Below are 14,030 nucleotides of genomic sequence, written 5' to 3'. Positions count from 1 at the left end.
AATCATGTGGCCAGATTCCATTGGCCAAATTCAGGCGGCGAGCGTGGCGCGGTCGAAGTAGAGCTGCGCGAGCGCCGTGAAGCGCATGCCTTGCAGCGCGGTGCGCTGCGCGATCAGCTGGTCGTAGAAGTACGGGATGATCACGGGCGTCTCCTCGAGCAATAGCGTTTCGATCTGCGCCGCGACCTTTTTCTGCGCCGCGACGTCGAGCGTCGCGACGAAGTCGGCAACGAGCTTGTCGTACTGCGCGTTGCGAAAGTGCGCAGCATTCCACGTGCCGCCGCTCGTGAGCGGCGCGTTGAGGAACACGTTCGGCACGCCGCGATGACCGTAGTCGGTGATGCCGAGCGGCGAGTCCAGCCAGTCCGATTTGCCGAACGTGCCTGCACCGTAGTACTGGCCCTGGCTCTCGACCTTCAGCGCGACGCGCACGCCGATCGCTTTCGCCGCGTTCTGCACCACCACGGCCAGGTCGGGAATCTCCATGTACTTCTCGGTGGTCAGCGTCACGTCGAAGCCGTTCGCCATGCCGGCCTGCGCGAGCAATTCGCGTGCCTTCGCGACATTCAGCGCACGCTGCGGCATGCTGGCCGCCGTCGACGGAAATACCGGCGCGAACGGGCTGTCGTTGCCGGCCACCGCGCGGCCCTTGAAGAGCCCGCGCACCATCACGTCGCGGTCGAGCGCGAGGGCCAGCGCCTGGCGCACGCGCTTGTCGCGGAAGGTGGGCACGTCGTTGCGCATGTGGATCTGGCGGTGCGCGCTGGAGCGCACGCCGATCACCTTGAAGTCGGGATTGTTCAGGATGCCGAAACCACCCTGCACGGTGAACGTGCCCATGACGTCGGCCTGCTGGCCTTGCAGGGCGAGGATCTGGGCCGGCTCGTCGGCGTAGAACGCGAACTGCACGCGCGCGGGCAGCGCCTTTTCGCCCCAATAGTCGGGATTGCGTACGAAACTCGCGCCTTGCCGCGGCAGGTAGTGCTCGAGCTTGAACGGCCCCGTGCCGATGAAGCTCTTCTCGTAGTTGCCCGCGTAATTCGCGGGCAGCATCACGGCGTTGTAGTTGTCGGAGGAGACGTAGTAGGGGAAGTTGCCGTTCGGCGCGTCGAGATGAAACTGGACCGTGTGGTCGTCGAGCGCTTTCGCGCCGCCCTTCGAGAGCACGCCCTTCAGCACCGATAGTGCGGCCGAGCCGCTGGCCGGATCGGCGAGACGGTCGAACGTCGCCACCACGTCCCTGGCGCCGAACGGCTGGCCGTCGTGGAATTTCACGTTCGGGCGCAGCTTGAAAGTCCAGATGTCCGCCTTGTCGTTCGGCTGCCAGGAGAGCGCCAAAGCGGCCTGAAGCCGGTCGTTGGCGTCGTCGTTCAGCAGGAACTCGCCGGTCTGGTTGAGCAGACAGAGGCCGCCGGCGTCGGTAACGGTGAGCGGATCGACGGCGCCCGCCGGCATCAGATGGGCCACGCGGAGGGTCTGGTCGGTCGGCTGTTGCGCGGCGCGCGCCGTGCGCGGTGCGAGCGTGGCCACGAGGCCCGTCAGGCCCAGCACGCCCGCGTAGCGCAGCAGTTCGCGGCGCGTGAGGCGGCCGGCGCGGTATTCGTCGATCGCGTGGTTGCCGTAATCGCCGGCGTCGCGGCGCAAGGTGTCCAGAGAGTCGAAGGCGGCAGACGGCGGTCGTTTCATCGATGCGGGTTCCGGTGCGGTTCCGTGAGTGGGCGCGCCAGAGGCCCGGGGGATCGGCGCGACGACGGCGTGCGGTGCGGCAGACGACGAATTCGGGTCCAGTTTAAGCGATCCGGCGGAGCCTGCGCGAGGCGACGGGCTTAGTGATCGTGCGGATGGCGGTGGATGGGATCGACCCAGTAGACCGTTTCCGGCGCTTCGACGGCATCGATGTTCAGATTGACGACGACGGCTTCGTTGTCGCTGCGCACGAGCACGCATTCGAGCGGGTCGTCGGTGCTCGCGTTGATTTCCTGGTGCGGCACGTACGGCGGCACGAAGATGAAGTCGCCGGGTCCGGCCTCGGCCGTGAATTCGAGGTGCTCGCCCCAGCGCATGCGCGCGTGCCCGCGCACCACGTAGATCACGCTTTCGAGCGCGCCGTGATGGTGCGCGCCCGTCTTCGCATTCGGATGGATCGTGACGGTGCCGGCCCAGATTTTTTGCGCGCCCACGCGGGCCGCATTGATGGCGGCCGCGCGGTTCATGCCGGGTGTCTGCGCCGTATTGGCGTCGAGCTGGTCGCCGCGGATCACCTTGACGCCGTGCTCGCGCCAGTCCACCGGGCCGGCGGGCGCCGCGTCGCCGTCGTGATCGTCGTGATGATGTGTGTGATCGTGGCTCATGGTCCTGTCTCCTGTCCGCTCTCGACCGGCGGTTTATCCATTGAAAAAGCCCGTCCCGCGAGGGACGGGCTTGCGGCGAAGCAAAAGCCGGGGTGCTTAGGTCTTCTTCGCGTTGATGACCGCTTCGGCTACGTTCTGCGGCGTTTCGGCGTAGTGCTTGAACTCCATCGTATAGGTGGCGCGGCCCTGCGTGAGCGAGCGCAGCGACGTGGAGTAGCCGAACATTTCCGAGAGCGGCACTTCGGCGCGCACGATCTTGCCGCCGCCGCCCGCGATGTCCTCCATGCCCTGCACGATGCCGCGCCGGCTGGAGAGGTCGCCCATCACGTTGCCCATGAAGTCCTCGGGCGTTTCCACTTCCACGGCCATCATCGGTTCGAGCAGGATGGGCTTCGCTTTGCGCATCGCTTCCTTGAAGGCCATCGAACCGGCCATGCGGAAGGCGTTTTCGTTCGAGTCGACGTCGTGGTACGAACCGAACGTGAGCGTGACTTTCGTGTCGACCACCGGATAGCCCGCGAGCACGCCCGCCTTGAGCGTCTCCGCGATGCCCTTTTCCACGGCCGGGATGAACTCGCGCGGAATCACGCCGCCCTTGATTGCGTCGACGAACTCATGGCCCTTGCCCGGCGGCTGCGGTTCGAGCGTGATGACCGCGTGGCCGTACTGGCCGCGCCCGCCCGACTGCTTGACGAACTTGCCTTCCACGCCCTCGACCTTGTTGCGCACGGTCTCGCGATAGGCCACCTGCGGCTTGCCGACGGTCGCCTCCACGCCGAACTCGCGCTTCATGCGGTCGACGAGAATTTCGAGGTGCAGCTCGCCCATGCCGGAGATGATGGTCTGGCCGGATTCCTCGTCGGTCTGCACGCGGAACGACGGGTCTTCCTGCGCGAGACGATTGAGCGCGATGCCCATCTTTTCCTGGTCGGCCTTGGTCTTCGGCTCGACGGCCTGCGAGATCACGGGCTCGGGGAAGATCATCTTTTCGAGCACGATGGCGTGGGCCGGATCGCAGAGCGTGTCGCCCGTCGTCGCTTCCTTCAGGCCGACCGCCGCCGCGATGTCGCCCGCGCGCACTTCCTTGATTTCCTTGCGCTCGTTCGCATGCATCTGCAGGATCCGGCCCAGGCGTTCCTTCTTGTCCTTCGTCGCGTTGAGCACGGTGTCGCCCGACTCGACCACGCCCGAGTAGACGCGGAAGAAGATCAGTTGTCCGACGAAGGGGTCGGTCATGATCTTGAAGGCGAGCGCAGAGAACGGCTCCTCGTCGCTCGGATGGCGCTCGATTTCCTTGTCGTGCAGATCGTGGCCGAGAATCGCGGGGATGTCCACGGGCGAGGGCAGGTAGTCGATTACCGCGTCGAGCATCGCCTGCACGCCCTTGTTTTTGAACGCGCTGCCGCACAGCATCGGCACGATCTCGTTCGCGATGGTGCGTTTGCGCAGCGCGGCCTTGATTTCCTCTTCGGTCAGGCTCTCGTGATCCTCAAGATACTTTTCGAGCAGCACTTCGTCCGCTTCGGCGGCGGCCTCGACCATCTTGTCGCGCCATTCGTGCGCCAGTTCGACGAGATTGGCCGGGATGTCCTCGTACTCGAACTTCACGCCCTGGCTCTCGTCGTCCCAGACGATTGCCTTCATCTTCACGAGATCGACCACGCCCTGGAAGTGATCCTCGGCGCCCACCGGAATCTGGATCGGCACGGCCACGCCCTTCAGGCGCTCGCCGATCTGCCGCTGCACGCGGAAGAAGTCCGCACCCACGCGGTCCATCTTGTTGACGAACGCGATGCGCGGCACCTTGTATTTGTTCGCCTGGCGCCACACGGTTTCCGACTGCGGCTGCACGCCGCCCACGGAGTCGTACACCATGCACGCGCCGTCGAGCACGCGCATGGAGCGCTCGACTTCGATGGTGAAGTCGACGTGCCCCGGGGTGTCGATGATGTTGATGCGGTGTTCGGGGTAGTTGCCGGCCATGCCTTTCCAGAACGCAGTGGTCGCGGCCGAGGTGATCGTGATGCCGCGCTCCTGTTCCTGCTCCATCCAGTCCATGGTCGCCGCGCCGTCGTGAACCTCGCCGAGCTTGTGATTCACGCCGGTGTAGAACAGGATCCGTTCGGTCGTGGTGGTTTTGCCGGCATCGATGTGAGCGCTGATCCCGATGTTGCGATAGCGCTCGATGGGAGTCTTGCGAGGCACGGTGATCTCCTTGGAATACGCGCCGTGGAAGGTGCCGGACGCCGCGCGGCGCGAGCTGCGCGCGCACCCGGCGCAAGGCGCGGCGCCCGGGGCGCCGCGCAAGCCAGAATAGTAGGATAGCGCCTCGGCGGCGCTTTTGCTGGAAGCGCGCCGGGTTGCGCCTTGGGGGGAGGTGGAGCAGCGGGGTGCCTGGGCAGTTCCGCTGCGAAAGCCGCAGCGTTTGCCGAACAAGGCGGGCGGACGTCAGGCGAACCGTCGGGCCGACGTCGAGGCGGACTTCACTGCGCGGGCGGCAGGCCCTGGATCTTCATGCCCGGCTTGATGCCCTTCGACGTGAACCAGCCCTGGCTCATTTCGAGCGCGTAGTAACCGTTGTTGCTCGGGCAGTGATTGTTGGTCGTTTCGGCCTGCATCTCGTCGATGTCGGTGATCGTGCCGTCCTGGCGCATGAACGCGATCGACAGCGGGATCAGCGTGTTCTTCATCCAGAAGCAGTGCACGGCGTTTTCACCGAACACGAACAGCATGCCTTCGTTCGGCGCGAGCTGGGTGCGATACATGAGGCCCTGTTCGCGGTCCGCGTCGCTGGCGGCCACGGCGGCGTCGATCACGAACATGCCGGCGGTCAGCTTCACGCGCGGAAAGTCGCCGGGCTGCTTCGCGCCGGGCGGCATCTGCTGGGCGTGGGCGATGCCGGGCACGGCGAGGGCGGTCACTGTCAGGCCGGTTGCTGCCGCGAGCGGCAAGGCAAGGGCGAGCGCATAGCGCGCAAATAGCGGCACGAGCCGCGACCCGGGAAGCAACCCGATAAGCGGGCGCGGGGAAAATCGCACGACAGGACTCCTTGCTTGAGATTAACCCGCGCATGTTACGCGAGTAAGTCGAAGCGGGTCAAAGCGTGTCGACTACGAACGATGACACGCCATGCGCGCCACGAAAAAGCGCGCTGGACAGCGGCTCAAAAACAAAAAGGCAGAACGCCTTGCGACGCTCTGCCTTTCAACGCGATGAAGAGCGGCAATGAATGCCGATCGTCGATGCGTCTTACAACAAGCTTACTCCGAAGCGCCCGAAGCGGCTTCAGCAGCAGCTGCCTTCTTGTGCGACTTCTTGTGCGACTTCTTCTTCATTGCCTTGTGAGCCGACGAAGCAGCAGCAGCCGGAGCAGCCGAAGCAGCTTCCGGAGCCGAAGCTTGTGCGAATGCAGCCGTTGCGAAGAGGCCAGCGACCAGAGCAGCGATCAGTTTGTTCATGTTGTGAATCCTCAGCTTGAGTTAATTAACCAAGTGACCCGGTTATTGGATCAGGTCGGTAAACGTGCCATCCACCTTTCGGTTGACAGACGCAGTCGAGAAAATCGAATGAATTCGCGAATGCATCTACCAGCGGTCGGCACCACGACGTGACGGCTTGCGCTCGCAAGGCGGGTACCTGAAGGCTGAATGCCGGATAGCTTCGGGCGGCATCTGCGTCGAATAACGCGCGGTCTCGCGAGGCGGTTGACGCGAAATTTCTATTTCGCTTGCAAATCACCGCAACGCGAGCGGCCATGACGTCGCGCTACGTGCTTCGAATCAAAAAGTGCTTATGCAACAATCATTTGGATGACGGCGTGCGCCGTGCGGACTGCCATGGCGCGTCGGTGGGAACATCGATGCTGTCGCCGGGAGCGAGGTCGAGCGAAAAAATATCGAGCGCACCGATCGCTACGCGCACGAGCCGCAACGTTGGAAATCCGACGGCGGCAGTCATGCGGCGCACCTGGCGGTTCTTGCCTTCGCTGATGGCGAGTTCGACCCATGTCGTGGGAATCGACGCGCGGTAGCGAATGGGCGGGTTGCGCGGCCAGAGATGTTCGGGCGGCGCAATCACCGTTGCGCGGCAGGGCTGGGTCACGAAGTCGCCGAGATCCACGCCGCGTTCGAGCGCGGCAAGCGTAGCGGCATCGGGCTCGCCTTCGACCTGCGCCCAGTAGCGTTTCACAAGCTTGCGCCGCGGCTCGGCAATGCGTGCCTGGAGTGCGCCGTCGTCGGTGAGCAGCAGGAGCCCCTCGCTGTCCGCGTCGAGCCGGCCCGCCGGATAGACGCCCGGTGTCTTGACCCAGCTGGCAAGCGTCGGACGTGTTTCGTGCGGCGAAAACTGGCAAATCGTACCGAACGGTTTATTGAGGGCGATCAGGCGCATGGAAGGCGGGCGAGCGTGAATGATTTCTTTGGAGCGCGGCGGAATCTTAATGCATAATCCGCTTGATTATGTCATGTGTCTTATATAAGACATAAGACTTTGATGCGCGCTCGCCGAAGTCTTGCCTGGCGGCACGCCATTGCAGGGCGTGGGCTAGAATAACGCCCAGACCGTCACGCGGACGGCCGGTGCGCGGCATGACGCTACACCTTCTCGCCGCGAACATCGACCGCGCCGGCCGCGCAGCACACGATTCGCTACTGCTACTACCAGCCAAGTCCCTAACTGGAGTCGATCATGCCGTATCAGCACATCAAGGTTCCGACGGACGGTGACAAGATCACCGTCAATGCGGATTTTTCGCTCAACGTCTCCGACCAGCCGATCATCCCGTATATCGAAGGCGACGGCACGGGCGTCGACATCACGCCGGTGATGATCAAGGTGGTCGACGCGGCGGTGGCGAAGGCCTACGGCGGCCAGCGCAAGCTGCACTGGATGGAGATCTACGCGGGCGAGAAGGCCACGCGTCTCTACGGCCCCGACGTGTGGCTGCCCGAGGAGACGCTCGACGCCGTGAAGGAGTATGTCGTCTCCATCAAGGGGCCGCTCACGACGCCGGTGGGTGGCGGCATCCGCTCGCTGAACGTGGCGCTGCGCCAGCAGCTCGATCTCTACGTATGCCTGCGCCCCGTGCAGTACTTCAAGGGTGTGCCCTCGCCGGTGCGTGCGCCGGAGAAGGTCAACATGGTGATCTTCCGCGAGAACTCGGAAGACATCTACGCGGGCATCGAATGGCCGGCCGAATCGGAAGGCGCGAAGAAGATCATCCGCTTTCTGCGCGACGAGATGGGCGTGTCGAAGATCCGCTTTCCCGAATCGTCGGGCCTCGGCATCAAGCCGGTCTCGCGCGAGGGCACCGACCGCCTCGTGCGCAAGGCGATCCAGTATGCGCTCGACAACGAGCGCCGCTCGGTGACGCTCGTGCACAAGGGCAACATCATGAAGTTCACGGAAGGCGCGTTCCGCGACTACGGCTATGCGCTTGCGCAGCGCGAGTTCGGCGCGGAGCTGATCGACGACGGTCCGTGGATGAAAGTGAAGAACCCGAAGACGGGCGGCGACGTCGTCATCAAGGACGTGATTGCCGACGCGTTCCTGCAGCAGATCCTGCTGCGTCCCGCCGAGTACGACGTGATCGCGACGCTGAACCTGAACGGCGACTATATCTCCGACGCGCTGGCGGCCCAGGTGGGCGGCATCGGCATTGCTCCGGGCGCGAATATTTCGGACTCGGTGGCGATGTTCGAGGCCACGCACGGCACCGCGCCGAAGTATGCCGGCAAGGACTACGTCAATCCGGGCTCGGAGATTCTTTCGGCCGAGATGATGCTGCGCCACCTCGGCTGGACCGAGGCCGCGGATCTCATCATCGCTTCGATGGAGAAGTCGATTCTCCAGAAGCGCGTGACCTATGATTTCGCACGCCTGATGGAAGGCGCGACGCAGGTGTCGTGCTCGGGATTCGGCCAGGTGATGATCGAGAATATGTGAGCCCGCTCCGGGCCCGAACGCGGAGTTCGGGCCCGGATGCATCGATATTTCCATCGCGCGCCGCTTTCTACCCGCTCGCCACCGGCTTCCCGAATGAGCCTTGTTTTCCGCTTCCTGCTTGTGTGCGCTTTCGCGCTGCTCGGCGCACGCACAGCCGCTGCGTGTGGGCACGAAGCGCCGGTGTCGGGTTGCGAGCACGCCGTTGCCGGCGCACACGCGCTCGTCGAGGCCGCGTGCGATGAAGCACGTTGCGCCTGCAATGAGGGGTGCTGTGTCGTCAGTTGTGCCATGCATTGCGTTTTGCCATCCGCCGGTTTGCGCTTCGACACCGGGCCAATCGCCTGCGCGCGAGCTGTTTCGTTACCCGAACCTTTGCGTGCCGGCATTACGCATGCACCGCCTCTGCCTCCTCCGATCGTCTGACACGTGATTCCCGCGCTCTTCGCGAGCGCGGTTCAACTTCCTTCGCGCCTGCCACGGTCAGACGCGATGCACGATCACGCGCGCGGCACGCATATCGGCTCGCGCCGCGCAAAGACGCTTGAAAGAGGATTCCAACGATGCGAAGACGCGCATTCCTGTCCGGTGCTCTCGGCGCCGCCATTGCCGCGCTGTATGCGCGAACGCCCTACGCGCAGGGCGATAGTCATGCGATGCCCATGCAACCGGACGCCTCCGGCATGGCGGGCATGCAGCACGATACGATGCCGGCGCACGCGCCGCTTGCAGCCGCCGATGCGCTGCAGGCCGGTGCGCCGCTCCCCGCGTTGCGCACGCTTGCCAACGAAAGCCGCGAGCCGGGGCACTTTCGCGCGACGCTCGTCGCGCGTCCCGTTGCGCGGCCACTGCTGCCGGGACAGCCCGATACGTTGTTCTGGCAATACGATGCGGGCGCTGCCGATCCCGATCGCGGTAAACCGGTAATCGGCCCGCTCATCGACGTGCACGAAGGCGACACGGTCGAAATCCGCTTCGTGAACAATCTGTCGCAGCCTTCCACCGTCCATTGGCACGGCCTGCCGGTACCGCCGGACCAGGACGGCAATCCGTCCGATCCGGTCGCGCCGGGAGCCGAGCGGACCTATCGATTTACGCTGCCGGCGGGCAGCGCGGGCACGTACTGGTATCACCCGCATCCCCACAGGATGACGGCGGAGCAGGTGTTTCGCGGGCTGGCGGGTCCGATTGTCGTGCGTGCCGCCGACGATCCGCTCGCTTCATGGCCCGAGCGCCATCTTTTCGTATCCGACCTGAAGCTCGCCACCGACGGCACGATTGCGCCGAACAGCATGCTGGACTGGATGAACGGGCGCGAAGGGCAGTTCGCGCTCGTCAACGGCGCGCGGCGCCCCCGCATCGATGTGACGCGGGACGAGCGCTGGCGTGTCTGGAACGGCTGCAGCGCGCGCTATCTGCTGCTGGCGTTCGACGACGGCCGTCCGTTCGCGCAGGTCGGCACCGACGGCGGCCTGCTCGGCGCGCCCAGGGAGGGCGTGACCTTGCTGCTGCTCGCGCCGGGCGAACGCGCGGAACTGATCGTGCGCGCCAACGCGCACGCTTCGGATGCCAAACTGATGGCAGCGCAATACGACCGCCGCAAGATGGCGATGATGGGCGGCAGTCTGCCGCCAGATGCAGCTTTCGCGCTGGCCGACGTGCGCTTTGGGCCGGGTGCCGCTACGCCAGACGCCGCCGCATCGCCCGAACTGCCCGCGCGGCTGCGTTCTATCGTGCCGCTCGGGCCGGCCCGGGCGCGCAAGTCGGTCGTATTCAGCGAGGCCATGGATATGAAAGCGATGCACCAGCCGGGTGCATCCGCACGCGCGATGCCCCGCGGCATGCATTTTCTGGTGAATGGCGCGACCTACGATCCGGGCCGCGTGACGCTAACGAGCCGCCGTGGCGAAGTCGAGGCGTGGTCTATCGAGAACCGTGCAGATATGGATCATCCGTTCCACATGCACGGGACGCAGTTTCAGATCGTGGCGCGGGAGCGGGCGGGAATGCGCGTCGAGGAGCCCTTGCTGGCGTGGCGCGACACCGTGAACGTCGAGCCCGGCGAGACGGTATGGATCGCTACGGTTCAGCGCGATGCGGGCGACCGCATGTTCCATTGCCACATCCTCGAGCACGAGGACCTCGGCATGATGGGAACGTTGCGCGTGACCTGATTTTTTTGCACGACCACCGCAGTATCACGCAAAAATGTCACAAAAAGGAAACCCGGCCGGAGCCGGGTTTCCAAGGTACGGGTACCGAACAGATCAGGCTGCTGCCTGAATGTTCGATGCCTGTTTGCCCTTCGGGCCTTGCACGACCTCGAAGCTCACCTTCTGACCTTCTTTGAGGGTCTTGAAGCCATTCATCTGGATGGCCGAGAAGTGAGCGAACAGATCCTCGCCGCCTTCATCCGGGGTGATGAATCCGAAACCCTTCGCGTCGTTGAACCACTTGACCGTACCGGTTGCCATACCTACTTCCCCTGTAACTCATGTCACTACCACGAGCAGTTCGAAAAGCTTAACGATCGTTTGTTGCGACCGCCCCCTCCTCACAAGCTCACCAACGGCATTTTTTCGAATTTGAGTCGGTTGAAAAAAGTGCCAGCTTGATTGTTGGGGGTCTTTATTCTGTTGTCAAGAGCAATTTGAGATGCGCTACAACGCGTTGTAAAGAGCGCATTTCCAGGGTTTTTCCCGCTTTTCTTGCGCATCGGACAGAGGCGAGCGATGCATCTTGAAAAGTCGCATAATCGACGCACATGGGATGCGTTGCAGTGCAAAAATTCATGCTTGCGTGCGGCCCCCGACAGTGGGCGCCAACGGCGCGGCGCAGGTTGTGCGATACTGATTTCGAGGTTGGCGCGAAAGCTGCTGGACGAGCCGCGACAGGCCACGAAGCAGCAGTCAATACAGTATCCAGGTTAAAAAAGGGGGCCGGCCCGCAGCCGGTCGTGGCCAGATGGGGGCTTCGCATGCGCAGGTTTTGCGGCAGTGGATTCACCGGCTGGCCGGTCGGGTTTCGGCAGGATTGCGGGCCTGTCCGAGTTGTTTAGAATGGGTGTATGGCGATTATCCCGGACAAGCAGGACTCAACCATACTGGAGCGGCAGGAACAGCAGGTCAAACCGCCCTCCATGTACAAGGTCGTGCTGATGAATGACGACTACACGCCGATGGAATTCGTCGTGATGGTCGTGCAGGAATATTTCAACAAGGACCGCGAGACCGCAACACAGATCATGTTGAAGGTTCATCGCGAAGGCAGGGGCATTTGTGGGGTCTATACGCGAGACATCGCGTCGACCAAAGTTGAGCAAGTCGTTACCCACGCACGGCAAGCGGGGCATCCGCTGCAGTGTGTGATGGAGGAAGCATGATTGCCCAGGAACTGGAAGTCAGCCTGCACATGGCGTTCATGGAAGCACGTCAGGCGCGGCATGAGTTCATTACGGTGGAGCATCTGCTGCTGGCGCTGTTGGACAACCCAACAGCGGCGGAAGTGCTGCGTGCGTGTGCCGCCAATATCGAAGACCTGCGACAGAACCTGCGCAACTTCATTCACGACAACACGCCCACGGTTCCCGGCACGGACGACGTCGACACGCAACCCACGCTCGGTTTCCAGCGTGTGATCCAGCGCGCGATCATGCATGTCCAGTCCACTTCGAACGGCAAGAAGGAAGTCACGGGCGCGAACGTGCTCGTGGCGATCTTCGGCGAAAAGGACTCGCACGCGGTGTACTACCTGCAGCAGCAGGGCGTCACGCGTCTGGACGTGGTGAATTTCATTTCGCACGGCATAGCGAAGACGAGCAGCGGCGAAGCCGCCAAGGCAAGCGACGCCAACGCGGAAGCCGAAGACGCAGCCGGCCAGAAGGAAACGCCGCTCGCCCAGTTCACGCAGAACCTGAACCAGATGGCGAAGGACGGACGCATCGACCCGCTGATCGGACGCGAGCTGGAAGTCGAGCGTGTGGTGCAGGTGCTGTGCCGCCGCCGCAAGAACAATCCGCTGCTCGTGGGCGAAGCCGGTGTCGGCAAGACCGCGATCGCGGAAGGCCTCGCCTGGCGCATCACGCGCGGCGAAGTGCCGGACATCCTCGCCGACGCGCAGGTGTACTCGCTCGACATGGGCGCGCTGCTCGCGGGCACCAAGTATCGCGGCGACTTCGAGCAGCGTCTGAAGACCGTGCTGAAGGAGCTCAAGGAGCGTCCGCACGCGATTCTCTTCATCGACGAGATTCACACGCTGATCGGTGCGGGCGCCGCTTCGGGCGGCACGCTCGACGCGTCGAATCTTCTGAAGCCGGCGCTTTCGTCGGGCACGCTCAAGTGCATCGGCGCGACGACGTTTACCGAATACCGCGGCATCTTCGAAAAGGATGCGGCGCTGTCGCGGCGCTTCCAGAAAGTGGACGTGGTCGAGCCGACCGTCGAGCAGACCGTCGCGATCCTGCGCGGGCTGAAGTCGCGTTTCGAGGAACATCACGGCGTGAAGTATTCGTCGGGAGCCCTGAATGCGGCCGCCGAATTGTCGGCGCGCTTCATCACCGACCGCCATCTGCCCGACAAGGCGATCGACGTGATCGACGAAGCGGGCGCGGCGCAGCGCATTTTGCCGAAGTCGAAGCAGAAGAAGACGATCGGCAAGAGCGAGATCGAAGAGATCATCTCGAAGATCGCGCGCGTGCCAGCGCAGAGCGTGTCGCAGGACGATCGCAGCAAGCTGCAGACGCTCGACCGCGATCTGAAGTCGGTGGTGTTCGGCCAGGATCCGGCTATCGACGCGCTTTCGGCCTCGATCAAGATGGCGCGCGCGGGCCTCGGCAAGACGGATAAGCCGATCGGCTCGTTCCTGTTCTCGGGCCCGACCGGCGTCGGCAAGACCGAAGTGGCGCGTCAGTTGGCGTTCACGCTCGGTATCGAACTGATCCGCTTCGACATGTCCGAGTACATGGAGCGCCATGCGGTGAGCCGTCTGATCGGCGCCCCGCCGGGTTACGTCGGGTTCGACCAGGGTGGTCTGCTCACCGAAGCCGTCACGAAGAAGCCGCACTGCGTGTTGCTGCTCGACGAAATCGAGAAAGCGCACCCGGACATCTTCAACGTGCTGCTGCAGGTGATGGACCACGGCACGCTGACCGACAACAACGGCCGCAAGGCGGACTTCCGCAACGTCATCATCATCATGACGACGAACGCGGGCGCCGAGTCGATGAACAAGGCAACGATCGGCTTCACGACCCGGCGCGAGCAGGGTGACGAGATGGCCGACATCAAGCGCCTGTTCACGCCCGAGTTCCGCAACCGGCTCGATGCGACGATCAGCTTCCGCTCGCTCGATGAAGAAATCATCATGCGCGTGGTCGACAAGTTCCTCATGCAGCTCGAAGATCAACTGCACGAGAAGAAGGTCGATGCGCTCTTCACCGACGCGCTGCGCAAGCATCTCGCGAAGCACGGCTTTGATCCGCTGATGGGCGCGCGCCCGATGCAGCGCCTGATCCAGGACACGATCCGCCGCGCGCTGGCCGACGAACTGCTGTTCGGCAAGCTCATGAACGGCGGTCGCGTGACCGTGGACGTGGATGCGGAGGACAAGGTCCAGCTCACGTTCGACGAGCAGCCGCCTGCGCCGCGCAATCCGAACCCGGAAGCGGTCGAAGTAGAATAAGCGGTTCGTTTCGGCTTCACTCGAAGAGAAACGGCGCGGACGTCACGGTCCGCGCCGTTT

General features: G+C 63.7%; 11 protein-coding genes. 4 read left to right on the top strand and 7 right to left on the bottom strand.

Features of this window, described 5'->3' with window-relative positions; genetic code table 11:
* Nucleotides 1–30: 30 nt before the first annotated feature.
* The 6 genes from BAC01S_RS07270 to BAC01S_RS07250 all read right to left on the bottom strand — a co-directional run bounded on the left by BAC01S_RS07270 (nucleotide 31) and on the right by BAC01S_RS07250 (nucleotide 6,740).
* On the bottom strand, nucleotides 31–1,686 hold the full coding sequence (locus BAC01S_RS07270; protein ID WP_027794158.1) for an ABC transporter substrate-binding protein: 1,656 nt from the start codon (nucleotides 1,684–1,686) through the stop codon (nucleotides 31–33).
* A 140-nt stretch (nucleotides 1,687–1,826) separates the two neighbouring features.
* Complete coding sequence (locus BAC01S_RS07265) at nucleotides 1,827–2,351, bottom strand: cupin domain-containing protein (protein ID WP_027794157.1); 525 nt, start codon at nucleotides 2,349–2,351, stop codon at nucleotides 1,827–1,829.
* Nucleotides 2,352–2,447: 96 nt separating this feature from the next.
* Nucleotides 2,448–4,556, bottom strand: coding sequence for an elongation factor G (gene fusA / locus BAC01S_RS07260; protein WP_027794156.1), 2,109 nt, complete (start codon nucleotides 4,554–4,556; stop codon nucleotides 2,448–2,450).
* Nucleotides 4,557–4,834: 278 nt separating this feature from the next.
* A complete protein-coding gene (locus BAC01S_RS07255) occupies nucleotides 4,835–5,359 on the bottom strand; it encodes a DUF192 domain-containing protein (protein ID WP_027794155.1) in 525 nt (174 codons plus the stop codon).
* Nucleotides 5,360–5,611: 252 nt separating this feature from the next.
* On the bottom strand, nucleotides 5,612–5,809 hold the full coding sequence (locus BAC01S_RS33685) for a hypothetical protein (RefSeq protein WP_084168323.1): 198 nt from the start codon (nucleotides 5,807–5,809) through the stop codon (nucleotides 5,612–5,614).
* A gap of 343 nt (nucleotides 5,810–6,152) precedes the next feature.
* Nucleotides 6,153–6,740 carry a pseudouridine synthase gene (locus tag BAC01S_RS07250; protein ID WP_027794154.1) on the bottom strand — a complete coding sequence of 196 codons (588 nt, stop codon included), beginning with the start codon at nucleotides 6,738–6,740 and terminating at the stop codon, nucleotides 6,153–6,155.
* A gap of 297 nt (nucleotides 6,741–7,037) precedes the next feature.
* On the opposite strand from BAC01S_RS07250, the gene icd reads away from it, so the two are divergent.
* On the top strand, nucleotides 7,038–8,294 hold the full coding sequence (icd, locus tag BAC01S_RS07245; RefSeq protein WP_027794153.1) for an NADP-dependent isocitrate dehydrogenase: 1,257 nt from the start codon (nucleotides 7,038–7,040) through the stop codon (nucleotides 8,292–8,294).
* Nucleotides 8,295–8,854: 560 nt separating this feature from the next.
* Complete coding sequence (locus BAC01S_RS07240; protein ID WP_027794152.1) at nucleotides 8,855–10,465, top strand: multicopper oxidase family protein; 1,611 nt, start codon at nucleotides 8,855–8,857, stop codon at nucleotides 10,463–10,465.
* Nucleotides 10,466–10,558: 93 nt separating this feature from the next.
* Here the strand turns inward: BAC01S_RS07240 and cspD are convergent, their stop codons facing one another.
* Nucleotides 10,559–10,765, bottom strand: a complete 207-nt coding sequence (gene cspD / locus BAC01S_RS07235; protein ID WP_017776809.1) for a cold shock domain-containing protein CspD — start codon at nucleotides 10,763–10,765, stop codon at nucleotides 10,559–10,561.
* 593 nt (nucleotides 10,766–11,358) lie between these two features.
* Between cspD and clpS the strand changes: the two genes are divergently transcribed.
* The gene (clpS, locus tag BAC01S_RS07230) at nucleotides 11,359–11,673 is read left to right on the top strand and encodes an ATP-dependent Clp protease adapter ClpS (protein WP_027794151.1); all 315 of its coding nucleotides are present in this window, start codon (nucleotides 11,359–11,361) and stop codon (nucleotides 11,671–11,673) included.
* Nucleotides 11,670–13,970 carry an ATP-dependent Clp protease ATP-binding subunit ClpA gene (gene clpA / locus BAC01S_RS07225; protein ID WP_027794150.1) on the top strand — a complete coding sequence of 767 codons (2,301 nt, stop codon included), beginning with the start codon at nucleotides 11,670–11,672 and terminating at the stop codon, nucleotides 13,968–13,970. Before clpS ends, clpA begins: the two co-directional genes overlap by 4 nt.
* The last annotated feature ends 60 nt before the right edge of the window (nucleotides 13,971–14,030 follow it).

Origin of the sequence: Paraburkholderia acidipaludis NBRC 101816, assembly GCF_000684975.1 — a bacterium.
GTDB classification, from domain to species: domain Bacteria; phylum Pseudomonadota; class Gammaproteobacteria; order Burkholderiales; family Burkholderiaceae; genus Paraburkholderia; species Paraburkholderia acidipaludis.
This window is presented reverse-complemented; position numbering and strand designations above follow the sequence as displayed.